Annotated in this window: 16 protein-coding genes and 1 pseudogene; 2 read left to right on the top strand and 15 right to left on the bottom strand. The window is 66.8% G+C overall.

The window, feature by feature from the left end; all coding sequences use genetic code 11:
* Position 1: 1 nt before the first annotated feature.
* The 11 genes and pseudogenes from ACFQNJ_RS10800 to ACFQNJ_RS10750 all read right to left on the bottom strand — a co-directional run bounded on the left by ACFQNJ_RS10800 (position 2) and on the right by ACFQNJ_RS10750 (position 9,618).
* Positions 2 to 691, bottom strand: a complete 690-nt coding sequence (locus ACFQNJ_RS10800; protein ID WP_382257008.1) for a 2-hydroxychromene-2-carboxylate isomerase — start codon at positions 689 to 691, stop codon at positions 2 to 4.
* Positions 685 to 945 carry a DUF1289 domain-containing protein gene (locus tag ACFQNJ_RS10795; RefSeq protein WP_382257005.1) on the bottom strand — a complete coding sequence of 87 codons (261 nt, stop codon included), beginning with the start codon at positions 943 to 945 and terminating at the stop codon, positions 685 to 687. The genes ACFQNJ_RS10800 and ACFQNJ_RS10795 overlap by 7 nt, the downstream gene beginning before the upstream one ends.
* A gap of 12 nt (positions 946 to 957) precedes the next feature.
* The gene (locus ACFQNJ_RS10790) at positions 958 to 1,479 is read right to left on the bottom strand and encodes a YbaK/EbsC family protein (RefSeq protein WP_382257002.1); all 522 of its coding nucleotides are present in this window, start codon (positions 1,477 to 1,479) and stop codon (positions 958 to 960) included.
* 45 nt (positions 1,480 to 1,524) lie between these two features.
* Entirely contained in the window at positions 1,525 to 2,169 is a 645-nt protein-coding gene (locus ACFQNJ_RS10785) for a LysE family transporter (RefSeq protein ID WP_382257000.1), read from the bottom strand.
* Between the two features lies 1 nt (position 2,170).
* Positions 2,171 to 3,079, bottom strand: a complete 909-nt coding sequence (locus ACFQNJ_RS10780; protein ID WP_382256997.1) for a hydroxymethylglutaryl-CoA lyase — start codon at positions 3,077 to 3,079, stop codon at positions 2,171 to 2,173.
* Positions 3,080 to 3,088: 9 nt separating this feature from the next.
* Positions 3,089 to 4,009 (bottom strand): 2-hydroxyacid dehydrogenase, encoded by a 921-nt coding sequence (locus ACFQNJ_RS10775; RefSeq protein ID WP_382256994.1) that lies wholly within the window; start codon positions 4,007 to 4,009, stop codon positions 3,089 to 3,091.
* A 35-nt stretch (positions 4,010 to 4,044) separates the two neighbouring features.
* Positions 4,045 to 6,063, bottom strand: coding sequence for an acetyl/propionyl/methylcrotonyl-CoA carboxylase subunit alpha (locus ACFQNJ_RS10770; RefSeq protein WP_382256992.1), 2,019 nt, complete (start codon positions 6,061 to 6,063; stop codon positions 4,045 to 4,047).
* A gap of 9 nt (positions 6,064 to 6,072) precedes the next feature.
* Positions 6,073 to 6,708: pseudogene (locus ACFQNJ_RS10765) on the bottom strand (DUF4126 domain-containing protein); the annotation flags it as partial.
* A gap of 8 nt (positions 6,709 to 6,716) precedes the next feature.
* Positions 6,717 to 7,499 carry an enoyl-CoA hydratase/isomerase family protein gene (locus ACFQNJ_RS10760; RefSeq protein ID WP_382256989.1) on the bottom strand — a complete coding sequence of 261 codons (783 nt, stop codon included), beginning with the start codon at positions 7,497 to 7,499 and terminating at the stop codon, positions 6,717 to 6,719.
* Positions 7,496 to 8,005 (bottom strand): DinB family protein, encoded by a 510-nt coding sequence (locus tag ACFQNJ_RS10755; protein WP_382256986.1) that lies wholly within the window; start codon positions 8,003 to 8,005, stop codon positions 7,496 to 7,498. The genes ACFQNJ_RS10760 and ACFQNJ_RS10755 overlap by 4 nt, the downstream gene beginning before the upstream one ends.
* Positions 8,006 to 8,010: 5 nt before the next feature.
* Positions 8,011 to 9,618 carry a carboxyl transferase domain-containing protein gene (locus tag ACFQNJ_RS10750; RefSeq protein WP_382256983.1) on the bottom strand — a complete coding sequence of 536 codons (1,608 nt, stop codon included), beginning with the start codon at positions 9,616 to 9,618 and terminating at the stop codon, positions 8,011 to 8,013.
* A gap of 109 nt (positions 9,619 to 9,727) precedes the next feature.
* Between ACFQNJ_RS10750 and ACFQNJ_RS10745 the strand changes: the two genes are divergently transcribed.
* A complete protein-coding gene (locus ACFQNJ_RS10745; protein WP_382256981.1) occupies positions 9,728 to 10,789 on the top strand; it encodes an AraC family transcriptional regulator in 1,062 nt (353 codons plus the stop codon).
* A 19-nt stretch (positions 10,790 to 10,808) separates the two neighbouring features.
* Here the strand turns inward: ACFQNJ_RS10745 and ACFQNJ_RS10740 are convergent, their stop codons facing one another.
* A complete protein-coding gene (locus ACFQNJ_RS10740) occupies positions 10,809 to 11,471 on the bottom strand; it encodes an HAD family hydrolase (protein WP_382256978.1) in 663 nt (220 codons plus the stop codon).
* Entirely contained in the window at positions 11,468 to 11,860 is a 393-nt protein-coding gene (locus ACFQNJ_RS10735; RefSeq protein ID WP_382256975.1) for a YchJ family protein, read from the bottom strand. Before ACFQNJ_RS10735 ends, ACFQNJ_RS10740 begins: the two co-directional genes overlap by 4 nt.
* Before the next feature lie 82 nt (positions 11,861 to 11,942).
* Between ACFQNJ_RS10735 and ACFQNJ_RS10730 the strand changes: the two genes are divergently transcribed.
* On the top strand, positions 11,943 to 12,650 hold the full coding sequence (locus ACFQNJ_RS10730; RefSeq protein ID WP_382256972.1) for a glutathione S-transferase N-terminal domain-containing protein: 708 nt from the start codon (positions 11,943 to 11,945) through the stop codon (positions 12,648 to 12,650).
* A 142-nt stretch (positions 12,651 to 12,792) separates the two neighbouring features.
* Here the strand turns inward: ACFQNJ_RS10730 and ACFQNJ_RS10725 are convergent, their stop codons facing one another.
* Positions 12,793 to 14,253, bottom strand: coding sequence for a TrkH family potassium uptake protein (locus ACFQNJ_RS10725; RefSeq protein WP_382256970.1), 1,461 nt, complete (start codon positions 14,251 to 14,253; stop codon positions 12,793 to 12,795).
* A 6-nt stretch (positions 14,254 to 14,259) separates the two neighbouring features.
* Positions 14,260 to 15,651 carry a Trk system potassium transporter TrkA gene (gene trkA / locus ACFQNJ_RS10720; protein WP_382256967.1) on the bottom strand — a complete coding sequence of 464 codons (1,392 nt, stop codon included), beginning with the start codon at positions 15,649 to 15,651 and terminating at the stop codon, positions 14,260 to 14,262.
* Between the last annotated feature and the right edge of the window lie 16 nt (positions 15,652 to 15,667).

Here is a 15,667-nt window from a genome sequence, read left to right as displayed (position 1 = left end):
GTCAGCGACGCGCGACCGCCGCCGGCAAAGCCGCCGGCGCGTGCCAGCCGTCGCCGTCGAACCAGGCTTCTCCGTCCAGAAACGCACGGAGCATCGGCAAGGCGTCCTGGCCCCAGAAGTGGCGCCCACTGACGGTGCAGGTGGGCACACCGAAGACCCCTTGCGCCAGGGCCTCGTCGGTGTTGCGGCGCAGTTGCTGCTTGACCATCTCGGCGTCGGCTCCCGGCCAGTCGCTCCCGCGCTCGGCCATCTGAGCTTGCAGCAAGCGCTCCAGTTCAGCCAGCCGCCCGGGGGCCACCGGGTCACCGCCGCCCTGCCAGACATGACGGAACACCAGGCCCGTGACATGGCGGTTGGTTTCGCCAGCCGACAGGTCGGCGGCCGCGGCCAGCGCCAGACGCAGCAGTGGCAGCGGATTGAAGGGATGCGCCGCGGGCAGATCGAGCGCCACACCCTGCCGGTGCGCCAGCCACGCGACCTGACGGTAGGTCCATTCACGCTTGCCGGGAATCTCAGCGGGACCGAGTTGCCCGTGGGCCTTGAGCAATGCGGCAAACAGCACGGGCCGGTAACGCACCCGCACGCTCAGGCCCATCAGCGCGGTGGGCAATGCCTCGAACGCCAGGTAGGCGTACGGCGAAATCGGGTCGTACCAGAAGGTGATGTCGTGGACGACCGGCGGCGTCACCATGGCCCGCTCCCCTGGCGTTGCTCGATGCGCGACCAGGCTGCCTTACGAGCCGCACTGTCCATCGCTCCCCATCGGGCGATCTCGTCGATGGTGCGGAAGCACCCTTCGCAGAGCCCGGTGGCGGCATTCATGCGGCAGACCGACACACACGGCGAGGGATAGTCCTGGCCGCGATGGCGCTGCCGCGCGTCATGCAGGTTGATTGGCGGACGAGGGTGCGCAGGTTCGGGCGAGCGGAACAGCGAGAAGGCCATGGTGATGTCCGATCAGGTGGCGGCGGGCACCGTCACGTCGCACACCGGTGCGCCGGTGAGCTCGCGCAGTTCGGCGGGCGACAGGCGGAACACCGCGTGCGGATGACCGGCGGCGGCCCAGACGACGTCGAACCGGAAGAGTTGCTCGTCGATGAGCGTGACCGGCGGCTGGATATGCCCCACTGGCGAGACGCCACCAATGGAGAAACCGGTGGCCGACTTGACGAAGTCGGCATCGGCACGGCCCAGCTTGCCGCCGTCGGCGCACACCAGCGCCTGGACCTTCTTCTCGTCGACCCGCAGGTCGCCGGACGTGACCACCAGCACCGCGGCGTTGTCGCTCTTGCGGCGGAAAATGATGCTCTTGGCAATCTGCCCCAGGGCCACACCCAGCACATCGGCCGCCTGCTGGGCGGTGCGTGCCGCGTCATCGAGCATGACCGGGTCGTGGGGATGCCCCATGGCCTCCAGGGTTTCGACGACGCGGCGGACAGCGGCCGGCACGTCCTGGACAGTGAGATCGATCGGATTCATGACCAGAATCTTAGTGCCGGGAATGCAGCCCCGGCCCCTTGGGGGTCAAGTGGCGGCGCGCTTGACCATGAAGAGGCTGGCCCCCATGGCCATCAGTACCCCGCCAAAGACCCGGTTCTGCGCGCGGCGCGCCCTGGCCGTGGCCAGCCAGCGCTGGGCCCGCGAGGCAAGAAAGGCATAGCCGTGCATGACCACCAGATCCACCCCGATGGAGGTGGCCAGCAGGATCAGCAACTGTAGCCACAAGGGACGGTTCGGGTCGATGAACTGGGGCAGCACCGCCACCATGAACACGATCCCCTTGGGGTTGGTGACGTTGGTGAAGAAGCCCAGCGTCACCCGCTGACGAACCGAAGGCAGACCGGGCACACCCGAGGCCTGCGCATGCTGGCCTCCGGCCGCCTGCACCGGAGCGCGCCATTGCTGGAAACCCAGCCAGATCAGGTAGGCCGCGCCGAGCACCTTGACCACGGTGAAGGCCGTGGCCGATGCGAGCAGCAATGCCCCCACGCCCACGCCCGCCACCAGCAGCACCACCGACAGGCCCAGTTGCAGGCCGACAATGGTGGCGCTGGCGTTGCGCACACCATAGGCCAGGCCGTGGCTCATCGACAGCACGGCGCCGGAGCCGGGCGAAATGGCGATCACCCAGGACGCGGCAAAAAACGCCAGCCAGACGTTGAGATCCATCTCAGCCCACCCGCTTGGCCATCAATGCCCGCGCCACACGCGAGCCGCTGGGCCGCCCCAGCTGCTCACTGATGTACGCACCAGCGTCCACCAGCTTGTCCAGATCGATGCCGGTGGCGATGCCCAGCCCGTGCATCAGGTAGACCACATCCTCGGTGGCCACGTTGCCCGTCGCGCCTTTGGCATATGGGCAGCCGCCGAGGCCGGCGACCGACGACTGGAAGTTCCATACGCCCATTTGCAGCGCGGCATAGGTGTTGGACAGCGCCTGGCCATAGGTGTCGTGGAAATGGCCGCTGATGTGATCGATGTCGAAGTGCGCCAGCGTGGCCTCGATGGCGGCCTGTACCTTCTTCGGCGTGCCGACGCCGATGGTGTCGGCCACGTCGACACGCTGCACACCGATGCCTTTCATCAGGCCCGCGAGGTAGCCCACGCGCTCGGGCGCAATCTCGCCTTCATAAGGGCAGCCCACGGTGCAGCTCATGGCACCGCGCACCGCGATGCCGGCCGCCAGCGCCGCCTGCACCACCGGCGCAAAGCGCTCGATGCTCTCGGCGATCGAGCAGTTGATGTTCTTCTGGCTGAAGGCCTCGCTGGCCGCGCCAAACACCACGATCTCGTCGGGCCGGTCGGCCACCGCCGCTTCATAGCCCTTGAGGTTGGGCGTGAGCACCGAATAGCGCACGCCCGGCGCACGCGTGACACCCTGCATCACCTCGTGGTTGTCCGCCATCTGCGGCACCCACTTGGGACTGACGTAGCTGGTGACCTCGATTTCCTTGAGGCCGGCCGCCTGCAGGCGGTGCACCAGCTCGATCTTGACGGTGGCGGGCACCGGCTGCTTTTCGTTCTGCAGGCCGTCACGGGGGCCGACGTCGATGAGGCGGACTTTCGATGGCATGTTCATGGCTGACTTTCAATAGCCCCGAAAGCGGTCGACCAGGCCGGCGATGGGCTGGCCGGCTTCGAGCGCGCGGATCTTGCCCGCGATCTGGGCAATGCTTTCGTCGCGCAGGGTGCGCGCCGAGGTGTGGGGGGTCAATGTGAGTTTCGGGTGGCGCCAGAAGGGATGTTCCGGTGGCAGGGGCTCGGTGCGGAAGACGTCCAGCGTGGCACCGGCCAGATGGCCACTGTCGAGCAAGGCCAGCAGGTCCTCTTCAACCAGGTGCGCGCCGCGCGCGACGTTGACCAGATAGCCCCCGGGCAGGAGCCGGCCCAGCGTCTCGCGGTTGAGGATGTCGCGGGTGTCGGGCGTGAGCGGCAGCAGGTTCACCAGCACCCGGCAGGATGACAGAAAGGTCTGCAGGCCGACATCGCCATGATGCGTGCGCACCCCTTCCAGCACCTTGGGGGTGCGGCTCCAACCGTGCACCGGAAATTCGAACACCGACAGCGCCTGCGCCACCCGCGCGCCCAGCACACCCAGGCCCATGACGCCGACTGGAAAATCGGCCCGGCTGCGCGGCTTGCGGAAGGACCAACGGCCTTCGCGCATGTCGGCCTCGTAGGCATCGAACTCTCGGAAATGGCGGATGACTGCGTGGCTCACGTATTCGGCCATCTGCACCGACATGCCCGCATCGTCCAGGCGCACCACCTGGGCACCGGCCGGCAGCCGCAGCTTGAGCAGGGCATCGACGCCCGCGCCGATGTTGAACAGCGCCTTCAGGCCAGGCTGTTCGTCCAGAAATTGCTGAGGCGGGGCCCAGACCACGGCATAGTCCGCCGGCGCCGCGCCCGGCTGCCAGACCTCGATGGTGGCCCTGGGCAGGGCCTGGCCGAGCCCCTGGAGCCAGGGTTCGGCCTTGGTGTCGGTGCAACAGAAAGCGATTCGCATGACCCGAGCTTACCCGGCAGCGGAAAAACCTGCTGTCAAGCGCTTTGCAGCTTCAGCAGTTCCGCACCCTCGGTCACCTGGTCGCCCGGCGCGAAGAGCAGTTCCGCCACGGTCCCGTCGGCCGGAGCAGCGATGGTGTGCTCCATCTTCATGGCTTCCATCACCGCCAGCGGCTGGCCTTTCTTGACCGCATCGCCGGCCTTGACCGCGAAACTCACCACCTTGCCGGGCATGGGGGCGGTCAAACGACCACCTTCGGCCGCGGTCTCTCCCGCGTGGGCCAGGGCATCGAGCTCGGTGATCACGGCTGCCCCCAGGTCGCAGAACAGGTGCACTGTCTCGCCAAACTGCCAGGTCTGCACCGTCTGACGACGCCCGTGGAACTGCAGGTCGATGCGCGTACCACTCTCGGCCGGCAGCGCGGTGAAGGACAGAGGGCCCGCCACCTCGCCGACGGACAGATGCAGTGCGCCGTCATGCAGGTAGGCCAGTTGCGCGGTCAGGGCCTCCCCCTGGTACTCGAAGTCGAATCGGCGCTTGGTCAGTCCAAACGGGCGCCAACCGTCCGTGCGCGAGAACGGGTCGGGGGTTTCGCCCGCCTTCTCGTGAACCAGGGTCTGCGCCACGGCGGCAGCAACCGCCAGCTCGCGGCCGACACGGTCCTGCTGGAACAGCACGGCCGCTTCACGTGGGATCAGCGCCGTGTCCAGCCTGGCCTGGGCAAAAGATTCGCTGACCACCACATGGCGCAGGAACTGCACGTTGGTGGCCAGGCCCACGATGTGTGTCTGGGTCAGCGCGGCGTCCAGGCGGGCCAGCGCCTCGGCACGTGTTGCCCCGTGCACGATCAACTTGGCCACCATCGAGTCGTAGAAGGGGCTGATGGCATCGCCCTCCCGAACGCCATCGTCAAAGCGCACGGTACTGCGCTCAAAGCTGGCGTGCCCGGGCTTGCGGTAGACCGCCAGACGACCGGTGGCCGGCAGGAACTGGTTGTCCGGGTTCTCGGCACAGATGCGGGCCTCGATGGCATGACCGTGGAACTTCAGTTCATCCTGCTTCAGGGGCAGCGGCTCGCCGGAAGCGACGCGCAATTGCCACTCCACCAGGTCCAGCCCCGTGATGGCCTCCGTCACCGGATGCTCTACCTGCAGGCGGGTGTTCATCTCCATGAAATAGAAGCGCATCTGCTCCGGATGGTCGTAACCACCCGGCTGCTCGACGATGAACTCCACCGTGCCGGCACCCACATAGTTCACCGCCTTGGCCGCGGCCACCGCCGCCAGGCCCATCTGCTGGCGCAGCTCGGGCGTCATGCCTGGCGCGGGCGCCTCCTCGAGCACCTTCTGGTGGCGCCGCTGCACCGAGCAGTCGCGCTCGAACAGGTAGACGCAGTTGCCGTGGGTGTCGCCGAAGACCTGGATCTCGATGTGGCGCGGGCGCTGCACGTACTTTTCGATCAGTACCGCATCGCTGCCGAAGCTGTTGCGCGCCTCGCGCTGGCAGCTGGCCAGGGCCGCAGCGAAGTCTTCGGCCTTCTCGACCGCGCGCATGCCCTTGCCGCCGCCGCCAGCGCTGGCCTTGATCAGCACCGGGTAACCGATGCGGTCGGCCTCGTGCTTGAGCATGGCCGGATCCTGGTCTTCACCGTGGTAACCGGGGACGAGCGGCACACCGGCCTGCTCCATCAGGCGCTTGGACTCTGCCTTCAGCCCCATGGCCTGGATGCTGGCGGCCGAGGGGCCGATGAACACCAGACCGTTGGCGGCGCAGGCGTCGGCAAACGCCTCGTTCTCGCTGAGGAAGCCGTAGCCGGGGTGAATCGCCTGCGCGCCGGTGGCCTTGGCCGCGGCAATGATGCGCTCCCACTGCAGGTAGCTGTCCTTGGGCGCGCTGCCACCGATGTGAACCGACTCGTCGCAGGCGGCCACGTGCTTGGCGCTGGCGTCGGCATCGGAGTACACGGCCACGGTGCGCACACCGAGGCGGCGGGCGGTGGCCGCGACACGGCAGGCAATTTCACCGCGGTTGGCGATCAAAATCTTATTGAACATACAGCAGTCCTATACAGAGGCAGCACCGGGAGACAACAGGGCACGCAGGCGACGCAGCGCCGCGCGCAGGAACTTGAACAGCAGCCAGGTGACGATCCACATCAACACCACGGCGATGATCAGCAGGACACCAAAGATCAGCGGGTGATTCGTCGCCAGCCACAGGGCACCGACCACCAGGCCATCTTCCAGCAGGCTGGCTGCCACGTTGGACAGTGGCTCGGGTGAGGTGTTGATGGCGGCGCGGGTGGTGGTCTTGGCGGCCTGGCTGCTGGCTGCCAAGGTCCCGCCCATCAGCGCCGCCACCAGCGCCAGGGTGGCGTGGTCGGCCCCGAACACGCCGGCCGCCAGTGCGGCACCAGCCGGCACCCGGATCACGCTGTTGACGATGTCCCAGAGCGAGTCCAGACCCGGAATTTTGTCGGCAAAGAACTCGATGAACAGCAACGCGCCGCTGGCGGCCAGCACCATGGGATGCTGCAGCACCTGCAGACCGGCTGGCAGCACCATCCACCCGGCAGCCCCCATAGCGCCCACCAGAAACACCACGGCATACAGGCGAAAGCCGCTGACCCAGCCCAAAGCCGCCGCCAGCGCCAGCAGACTGGGCATGTCGAGCAACTGCAAGGCCTGGTCCACAGCGTCTTTCCAGATCAGGCCAGCCAGGACGGCTTGCGCTTCTGCAGGAAGGAGGCCACGCCTTCACGGCCCTCATCACTGGCGCGGATGTCGGCGATGCCTTCGACCGTGGCCTCGATCAAGGCGGCATCGATCTCCCGCTGGGCCACGTCCTGAACCAGCTTCTTGCAGGCGCGCACGGCAGCAGGGCTGGCGCTCACCAGCGCCTGGGCAAGCTCGTTCACCTTGGCCTCCAGCGCATCGGCGTCCACCAGCTCGTGCACGAAACCGATGCGGTGCGCCTCCTGGGCCGAGAAGCGCTCGGCGGTCAGGAAATATCGGTGCGCGGCGCGCGCGCCCATGGCGCGGATCACGTAGGGGCTGATGGTGGCCGGAATCAGGCCCAGCTTCACCTCGCTCAGGCAGTAGGTGGCGGTGCGCACGCTCACGGCCATATCGCAGGCCGCGACCAGGCCCATGCCGCCCGCGAACACGTCGCCCTGCACGGCGGCGATGGTGGGCTTGGGGCATTCGTAGATGGCCTTGAGCATGGCCGCGAGCTGACCAGCGTCGGCGATGTTCTCTTCGCGCGTGTAGTCGGCCATGCGACGCATCCAGTTCAGGTCGGCGCCGGCGCAGAAGGCGGGGCCTTCGGCGGCCAGCACCACGGCGCGCACATCGCTGTTCGCGCCGACCGACTCGAACGCGGTCTTGAGCTGCTGGATCACCTCGTCGTTGAAGGCATTGCGCACCTCTGGACGGGTGAGCTTGATGCGGGCAATGCGGTCGTTGACCGCCAAGGTCAGGGCTTGGGTCATGCCTTGGATTCCTCTTGCAGCAGATAGACCAGATCCAGCTCCGGGCAGGGCTGGCCAAGCGCGGTGAGCGCGGCCGTGACTTGGCCGCGGTGGTGCGTGCCATGGTTGAACACATGCGCCAGCGTGGCCGCGAAAGGGAGCGACATCGCCTGCCCGCGCATGTTGGTGTAGTTCAGTGCGCCGTTGAAACGCTCGGCCGGCCAGGACTCGATCAGCGGCAGCCAGTTGGCCGCACCGCCCTTGAGGGCCTGGCCCAGCCGGTCGCGGTCGGGCTCGACCTCAGCGTTCAGCTCCACCTTGGGCGACACGCCCCGGGCAAAGCGCGGGTACCAGAGCATGTGTTCGCCCACCAGCAGGTGGTTGAGCGTGCCGTGGATGCTCTTGAAGAACAGGCCCAGGTCCTTGCGGTAGTCGGACTCGGACACTTCAGCCAGCGCCTCGACCAGGCGGCGCGTAGCCCAGACGTTGTAGCGGGCCAGCTGAAGGAAATGGGCGCGGGCGTCCATGGCGCTCACATGCGGAACAGGCCGAACTTGGTCTCGGGGATCGGCGCGTTCAGCGAAGCCGACAGGCCGAGCGCCAACACCCGGCGCGTGTCGGCGGGGTCGATCACACCGTCGTCCCACAGGCGCGCGGTGGCGAAGTAGGGGTGGCCTTGAACTTCGTACTGCTCCTTGATCGGCGCCTTGAAGGCAGCCTCTTCCTCGGCACTCCAGCTGCCACCCTTGGCCTCGATGCCGTCGCGCTTGACGGTGGCCAGCACGCTGGCGGCCTGCTCGCCGCCCATGACCGAGATGCGCGCGTTCGGCCACATCCACAGGAAGCGCGGGCTGTAGGCGCGGCCGCACATGCCGTAGTTGCCGGCGCCGAAGCTGCCGCCGATGATGACCGTGAACTTCGGCACCTGGGCAGTGGCCACGGCCGTCACCATCTTGGCGCCGTTGCGGGCAATGCCCTCGTTCTCGTACTTGCGACCGACCATGAAGCCGGTGATGTTCTGCAGGAAAACCAGCGGCGTCTTGCGCTGGCAGCACAGCTCGATGAAGTGCGCGCCTTTGAGCGCCGATTCGCTGAACAAAATGCCGTTGTTGGCGATGATGCCCACCGGCATGCCCTCGATGCGCGCGAATCCGCAGACCAGGGTGGTGCCGAAGCGCGACTTGAACTCGTCGAACTCGGAGCCGTCGACGATGCGGGCAATGATCTCGCGCACGTCGAAGGGCTTGCGCGTGTCCGTCGGGATCACACCGTACAGCTCCTCGGCCGGGTACAGCGGCGCCACGGGATCAATCGTCGCAATCGGCGGCATCTTGCGGGCATTCAGGTTCTTCACCGCCTGGCGCGCCAGCGCGATGGCATGCAGGTCGTTCTGCGCCAGGTGATCGGCCACGCCAGACAGGCGCGTGTGCACGTCGCCACCACCCAGGTCTTCGGCACTCACCACCTCCCCGGTGGCGGCCTTCACCAGTGGCGGGCCGCCCAGGAAAATGGTGCCCTGGTTCTTGACGATGATGGTCTCGTCGCTCATGGCCGGCACGTAGGCGCCGCCGGCCGTGCAAGAGCCCATGACCACCGCGATCTGCGCGATGCCCTGCGCGCTCATGTTGGCCTGGTTGAAGAAGATGCGGCCGAAGTGGTCGCGGTCGGGGAAGACCTCGTCCTGGTTCGGCAGGTTGGCGCCGCCCGAGTCCACCAGGTAGATGCAGGGCAGGTGGTTCTGCTGCGCCACTTCCTGCGCGCGCAGGTGCTTCTTGACGGTCAGCGGGTAATAGGTGCCGCCCTTCACCGTGGCGTCGTTGCAGACGATCATGCAGTCCACGCCACTGACGCGACCGATACCGGCGATCACGCCAGCGCAGGGTGCATCGCCGTTGTACATGGCGTGCGCCGCCATGGGGCTGAGCTCCAGGAAGGGCGTGCCCGGGTCCAGCAGCATCTGCACGCGGTCGCGCGGCAGCAGCTTGCCGCGAGCCGTGTGTTTGGCACGGGCGGCTTCGCCGCCACCCTGGGCAGCCTTGTCGATCTGGGCTTTCAGATCCTCCACCAGTGCCCGCATGGCAGCGGCATTGGCCTGAAAGTCGGCGGAGCGGGCGTTGAGCTTGGTTTCCAGCGTCGGCATGGGTCTTGTCCCTCAGGATGATCGGTCCATTGTGGAGGATAGGTCAGCCAGAAGGTAGCGGGATGCCACCATGGTTGCAAATTACGCCATCATTGGCGACACTTGGCTCATGCCCGCCCGCGCTGACCATCGCTCGACCACGCCACCAGCAGGTTCACTCCTGCACGGGGTCGCGCTCACGCCCGTTGCTTTCGTACAGGCCGTGATGCGGGCGTTCGAGCACCGAGGCCTGGCCGGGGACGATGCGCTGAAGGCGGCACAAATTGCGCCATCGGACTTGAACAATCCCGCTCACCGCGTCACCGCGGCCCAGTTCGAAGCCCTCTCGGCCGCGGCCATGCAGCAACTGGACGACGAAGCCCTGGGCTGGTTCTCCAGACCCTTGCCCTGGGGCAGCTATGGCATGCTGGCCCGCGCCTCCCTGTCGGCACCGACGCTGGGCGTGGCGCTCAAACGCTGGTGCCGGCACCACGGGCTGTTGACCCGCGACATCAGTCTGTCTCTCCAGACCGCCGGCGACGACGCGCGCATCATCCTGACCGAGCATCGCCCGCCTGGTGGCGACGGCACCCTGCGCGAGTTCTGTCACGTGTCCGTGCTGCGCAACGTCCATGGTCTGGCCTGCTGGCTGGTGGATTCACGCATCCCCTTGCGGGGGGCCAGTTTCACGTTCGATGCACCCGCCCACACCGATGCCTATGCGGTGCTGTTCGACGGACCGGCCCGCTTCGGCGCCGAGCAGACCGGCATCCACTTCGATGCCCGCTACCTGGGACTGCCCATCAAGCGCGATGAGGCCGCCATGACCCAGATGCTGCAACGCGCCCTGCCCATCCAGGTGCGACCCTACCGCCGCGACCGCCTGCTGGTGCAACGGGTGCGTCAGTTGCTATCCACCCGACCGCAGGACACCCGCAACGCCGACGACGTGGCGGCCCTGCTCAACACCTCCGCCCGCAGCCTGCACCGTCAGCTCCGGGATGAAGGTGCCAGCCTGCAAGCGCTCAAGGACGAGGTGCGCCGCGAGCGCGCCATGAACCTGCTTCAGCGAAGCGGCAAGCCGGTCAAGCAGGTGGCCGAAGCCGCGGGCTTCCAGAACGAGAAAAGCTTCATCCGGGCCTTCAAAGGCTGGACAGGCATGACGCCAGGGGAGTGGCGCGGGCAGGCCTGAGGCCACCCGCCGGCCACCATCAAGGCATTCCGAGCGCCGCCGCCAGCTCATCCATGTGCTGGAACACCCGCTCCACCGCCAATCCTTCGAACGCGCGCCCATGGCCCGCCGGGCAGTAGCCCCAGACCGTGGCGCCGGCCGCCAGGCCGGCCTGAACGCCGGTGGCGGTGTCCTCGATGACCAGGCAGCGCCCGGGATGAATGCCCACGTGCGCGGCGGCCGCCAGGTACACATCGGGGTGTGGCTTGGACCGCGGCAGGTCGTGGCCGCTGAAGATACGGTCCTCGAAATACGGTCGCATGCCCGCCATCTCGATCTGCATCACCACCTTGGCCTTGTCGGCCCCCGACGCGCAGGCAATCCGGCCCGACGTGTGGTGATGGGCCGCCCTCACCGCCCCCAGCGCGCCGTCCATGGCACGCAACTCGGCGCGCAGGCGCTCGTCGCGACGGGCGTAGAAAGCCCGCATCCAGTCTTCCGTGAGCGGGCGACCGGTCTCGGCCTCGATCCGCGCACGTTCATCGCGCACAGCCTTGCCAATGAAGATGCGCTCGCATTCGGCCTGATCCAGCGCCCAACCCGCCTCGTTGAGCATCTGTCGCAGCACCCCGTTGGTGATGGGTTCGCTGTCGACCAGCACGCCGTCGCAATCGAACAGCACCGCATCGAAACGCAAGCTCATCGGATGTCTCCGTCCACATAAAACCATCGCCCGTCTTCGCGAACAAACCGGCTTCGCTCATGCAGGCGCTGCCCGCGACCGGCCACGCGCGAGCGCGCCACGAACTCCACCTCGGCGTGATTGGCATCGACCGGACGGTGATCCCGCACCTCCAGACCCAGCCACTTGATGTCCGGCTCCAGGGTCAGGTCGGCGGGTCGGGTGGATGGGTGCCAACTGGACCGCAGGTATTCCAGCCGGCCCAGGACAAAAGCGCTGTAGCGCGAGCGCATGAGTTGCTCGGCATCAGGGGCGGGCACGTCGTGGTCCAGGTAGCGGCCACAGCACTGGTCAAAGGCCACCGGGCGCCCACGGGGGTCGGTTCGGCCACAGGGGCAGTCAGAAGGCATGGTGTCAGGTCTCGTCGGCGCGTACGGCGGTGCGTCAAGGAAAGGCGTATCGTACCGGGGTCATCCCTTTCCGGAGCGCTCCATGACCGACCTGTCCGCCTACCCCATCACCCGAAAGTGGCCCGCGCAGCATCCCGATCGCCTGCAGCTCTACAGCCTGCCGACACCCAACGGGGTCAAGGTGTCGATCATGCTGGAAGAGTGCGGACTGCCCTACGAGGTGCACCGGGTGAGCTTCGAGACCAACGACCAGTTCACGCCCGAGTTCCTGTCACTGAATCCCAACAACAAGATCCCTGCCATCCTGGACCCGAACGGCCCGGACGGGCAGCCGCTGGCGCTGTGGGAGTCGGGCGCCATCCTGATCTACCTGGCCGAAAAGACCGGGCAGTTCCTGCCGGCCGAGCCGTCTCGCCGCTACGAGACCCTGCAATGGCTGATGTTCCAGATGGGTGGCATCGGCCCCATGTTCGGCCAGGTGGGCTTCTTCACCATCTTCGCGGGCAAGGACTTCGAGGACAAGCGTCCGCGCGACCGATACACCGCGGAAGCCCGGCGCCTGCTGGGCGTGCTGAACCAGCGCCTGCAGGGCCGTCAGTGGATCATGGGCGACGACTACACCATCGCCGACATCGCCATCTGGCCCTGGGTGCGCAACCTGGTCGAACGCTACAAGGCGGGCGATCTGGTCGGTTACGCCGAGTTCACCCAAGTGCACCGCGCGCTGGCCAACTTCGTCGCCCGCCCCGCCGTGCAAAAAGGCCTGACCATCCCGGCCGCGCCGAACTGAGCAAGCCCAACGCGCGAAGTACCATCAGCCCAGGGCACCCGTGGAACCGGCTCCGCCGGGCCACAGGGTGCGTCCCCCCTCGCAGCGCCGCAGGCGCGCCACGGAGGGGGGAAGCCGCGCCAGCGGCGCAGGGGGGTGTCAGTCACTTCCTCCAGAAGTGCCCCGTGAACAGCACCAGGAAGGACAGCAGCTCCAGCCGCCCGAGCACCATCGCAAAGCTCAGAATATTCAGTTGCAGGTCACCCAGCACACCGAAGTTGCTGGCAGGCCCCACCATACCCAGGCCCGGGCCGATGTTGTTGAGCGTGGCCACCACGGCCGAGAACGAGGTCACCAGGTCCACGCCAGTGAACAGCATGAGCATGGTCAGGCCCATGGTGGCGGCCCCGTAGATCAGCATGAAGCCCAGCACCGCGGTCATCACCTGCATCGGCACCACCTGCCCGCCCAGGGTCACCGGGTTGACCACCCGGGGGTGAATGATGCGTACCAGCTCACGCCGCGCCTGCTTGATCAGCAGGATCATGCGGACCATCTTGATGCCACCACCGGTGGATCCGGCGCAGGAGGCAAAGGTGCCCAGGAAAATCAGCAGCACCGGCGCAAACACCGGCCACAAGGCGTAGTCGGTGGTCGCGTAGCCGGTCGTGGTGGCCAGCGAGATGACATGGAAGGCGCTCACGCGCAAGGCTTCCGGGAACTGTTCGTACACGCCGTGCACCGCCAGCAGTGCAGCCACCAGCAGGATCGACATGGCCAGCACCGTGATGTAAGTGCGGATCTCCCGGTCATGGGTCAGCGGCACCAGGGTCCGGCTGCGCAGCACGATGAAATAGCGCACGAAACTGATCCCGGACAGCGCCATGAAGACCATGGCCACGTACTCGACCCGCACCGAATCGAAATGCCCCAGACTGGCGTCGTAGGAAGAAAAGCCCCCCAGCCCCATGGTCGTGCACATGTGCATGAAGGCATCGGCCCAGCTCATCCCCGCCCACCGGTAGGCCAGCAGGCACAGGCCCGAGAACAGGAAGTACACTCCCCACAGTCCCCGAGCCGTCTCGGCGATGCGGGGCGTGAACTTGGTGTCCTTCATGGGCCCGGGTGTCTCGGCCTTGTACAGCTGCATGCCACCCAGGCCCAGCAGCGGCAGCACCGCCACCACCAGCAGCATGATGCCAAGCCCCCCGATCAGCTGCAGGAAGCAGCGCCAGACGTTGACCGAAACCGGCAGATGATCCAGCCCCGACAGCGCCGTGGCCCCGGTGGCGGTCAGGGCGCTCATGGCCTCGAAGTAGGCCTTGCTCCAGCTGATGTCGGGCACCGTGAACATCAGGGGCACGGCGGAATACGCCGGCAGCAGCATCCACACCATGTTGACCAGCAGGAAACCGTCCTTGGCCTGCAGTTCGCGCCGGTAGCGGCGCGTGGCCATCGCAATCAGCCAGCCGCTGCCAGCCGCCAGGGCAAAGGCGCCTTCCCAGACGTAGCGGTACTCTTCATGGTCTTCGCTCCAGGCCCAGGCCAGGGGCACCAGAAAGGCAAAGGCAAACGCGAACAGCACGCGTGAAAACACGTTGAGGGCCGGCAGGACGCTGGTCATGAATGTTCAGCCGAAGAAGGTGGCACTGACCTGGAACAGGCGCTCGACTTCACGCACCGACCGTTTGTTGGGAATGAAGATGATGATGTGGTCGTCGGCCTTGATGACCGTGTCGTGGTGCGGCATGAGCACCTCGGAATCCCGTCCCTCTCCGCGCACGATAGCGCCGATGCGGGCCCCCTTGGGCAGCTTGACCTGTTCGACCGTGCGCCCCACCAGGCGGGAAGTTTTCTCGTCGCCACGGGCCACGCCCTCCAGCGCCTCGGCCGCACCCCGGCGCAGGCTGTGCACCGCCACCACATCGCCGCGACGCAGGTGCGCCAGCAGTTCGCCGATCACCGTCTGCGCGGGCGAGATGGCAATGTCGATGGTGCTGCCCTGCATCATGTCGGCATAGGCACGCCGGTTGATGAGCGACATCACCCGCTTGGCGCCCAGCCGCTTGGCCAGCATGGACGACATGATGTTGTCCTCGTCGTCGCTGGTCAGCGCAAGGAACAGGTCCATTTCACCGACGTTCTCTTCTTCCAGCAGGTCCTCGTCGGCCGCATCGCCCTGCAACACCAGAATGTGCGACGGCAGCTGGCTGGCCAGGTACTCGCATCGCTTGGGATGGCTTTCGATGATCTTGACGTCGCACTGTCCGATCAGGCTGCGCGCCAGGCGCAACCCGACCTTGCCGCCACCGGCAATCATCAGGCGCTGCACCGGCTGATCGGTGTTGTGGATGGCACCCAGCACATGCCGGATCATGCGCGTATCGGCCAGCACGAACACCTCGTCGCCCGGCAGGATGCGGGTCGACGGGGTGGCCTCCATCTCGGTATCCAGCCGGTACAGCGCCACCACCCGCATCTCCGCATGGGGAAAGCGCTCGCGCAACTCGCCGATCGTGTGACCGACCACCAGGCCGCCCGCGGCCGCCCGCACGGCAATCAGCGACACCCGGCCATCGGCAAACTCCAGCACCTGCAAGGCCTCGGGGTAACTGATGAGCTGATGGATGTGCCGCATCACCGACTCTTCCGGACAGATCACATGATCCACCGCGAAGCCGCTCTTGCCCAGCAGTTCATCACCCTCCTGGAACTCGGGCGAGCGAAGCCGGGCAATGGTGGTGGGCACATTGAACACATCGTGCGCCACCTTGCAGACCACCAGGTTGGACTCGTCGGCGGCGGCACAGGCGATCACCATGTCGGCATCGCGCGCGCCGGCCTCCTGGAGCACCGAAGGCTGGATGCCATTGCCCACCACGCCGCGCAGGTCGAGCTTTTCTTCCAGCAGGCGCAGGCGGGCCGGGTCCTGGTCGATGACCGTGATGTCGTTCTGCTCCGAGACGAGGCTTTCGGCCACGCTCTCACCGACCCGGCCGGCCCCGAGGATGATGACTTTCATGACCGAATGTTACCGC

The sequence above is a fragment of the Hydrogenophaga bisanensis genome (assembly GCF_042665135.1).
GTDB classification, from domain to species: Bacteria; Pseudomonadota; Gammaproteobacteria; order Burkholderiales; family Burkholderiaceae_C; genus Hydrogenophaga; species Hydrogenophaga bisanensis.
Note: the sequence above shows the minus strand (reverse complement) of the source record. Positions and strands in the feature narration are given on the sequence as shown.

Excerpts from the sequence above, each read along its gene's own strand:
- ACFQNJ_RS10800 (WP_382257008.1), bottom strand. The coding sequence starts at position 691 with ATGGTGACGCCGCCGGTCGTCCACGACATCACCTTCTGGTACGACCCG.
- ACFQNJ_RS10795 (WP_382257005.1), bottom strand. The coding sequence starts at position 945 with ATGGCCTTCTCGCTGTTCCGCTCGCCCGAACCTGCGCACCCTCGTCCG.
- ACFQNJ_RS10790 (WP_382257002.1), bottom strand. The coding sequence starts at position 1,479 with ATGAATCCGATCGATCTCACTGTCCAGGACGTGCCGGCCGCTGTCCGC.
- ACFQNJ_RS10785 (WP_382257000.1), bottom strand. The coding sequence starts at position 2,169 with ATGGATCTCAACGTCTGGCTGGCGTTTTTTGCCGCGTCCTGGGTGATC.
- ACFQNJ_RS10780 (WP_382256997.1), bottom strand. The coding sequence starts at position 3,079 with ATGAACATGCCATCGAAAGTCCGCCTCATCGACGTCGGCCCCCGTGAC.
- ACFQNJ_RS10775 (WP_382256994.1), bottom strand. The coding sequence starts at position 4,009 with ATGCGAATCGCTTTCTGTTGCACCGACACCAAGGCCGAACCCTGGCTC.
- ACFQNJ_RS10770 (WP_382256992.1), bottom strand. The coding sequence starts at position 6,063 with ATGTTCAATAAGATTTTGATCGCCAACCGCGGTGAAATTGCCTGCCGT.
- ACFQNJ_RS10760 (WP_382256989.1), bottom strand. The coding sequence starts at position 7,499 with ATGACCCAAGCCCTGACCTTGGCGGTCAACGACCGCATTGCCCGCATC.
- ACFQNJ_RS10755 (WP_382256986.1), bottom strand. The coding sequence starts at position 8,005 with ATGGACGCCCGCGCCCATTTCCTTCAGCTGGCCCGCTACAACGTCTGG.
- ACFQNJ_RS10750 (WP_382256983.1), bottom strand. The coding sequence starts at position 9,618 with ATGCCGACGCTGGAAACCAAGCTCAACGCCCGCTCCGCCGACTTTCAG.
- ACFQNJ_RS10745 (WP_382256981.1), top strand. The coding sequence starts at position 9,728 with ATGCCCGCCCGCGCTGACCATCGCTCGACCACGCCACCAGCAGGTTCA.
- ACFQNJ_RS10740 (WP_382256978.1), bottom strand. The coding sequence starts at position 11,471 with ATGAGCTTGCGTTTCGATGCGGTGCTGTTCGATTGCGACGGCGTGCTG.
- ACFQNJ_RS10735 (WP_382256975.1), bottom strand. The coding sequence starts at position 11,860 with ATGCCTTCTGACTGCCCCTGTGGCCGAACCGACCCCCGTGGGCGCCCG.
- ACFQNJ_RS10730 (WP_382256972.1), top strand. The coding sequence starts at position 11,943 with ATGACCGACCTGTCCGCCTACCCCATCACCCGAAAGTGGCCCGCGCAG.
- ACFQNJ_RS10725 (WP_382256970.1), bottom strand. The coding sequence starts at position 14,253 with ATGACCAGCGTCCTGCCGGCCCTCAACGTGTTTTCACGCGTGCTGTTC.
- trkA (WP_382256967.1), bottom strand. The coding sequence starts at position 15,651 with ATGAAAGTCATCATCCTCGGGGCCGGCCGGGTCGGTGAGAGCGTGGCC.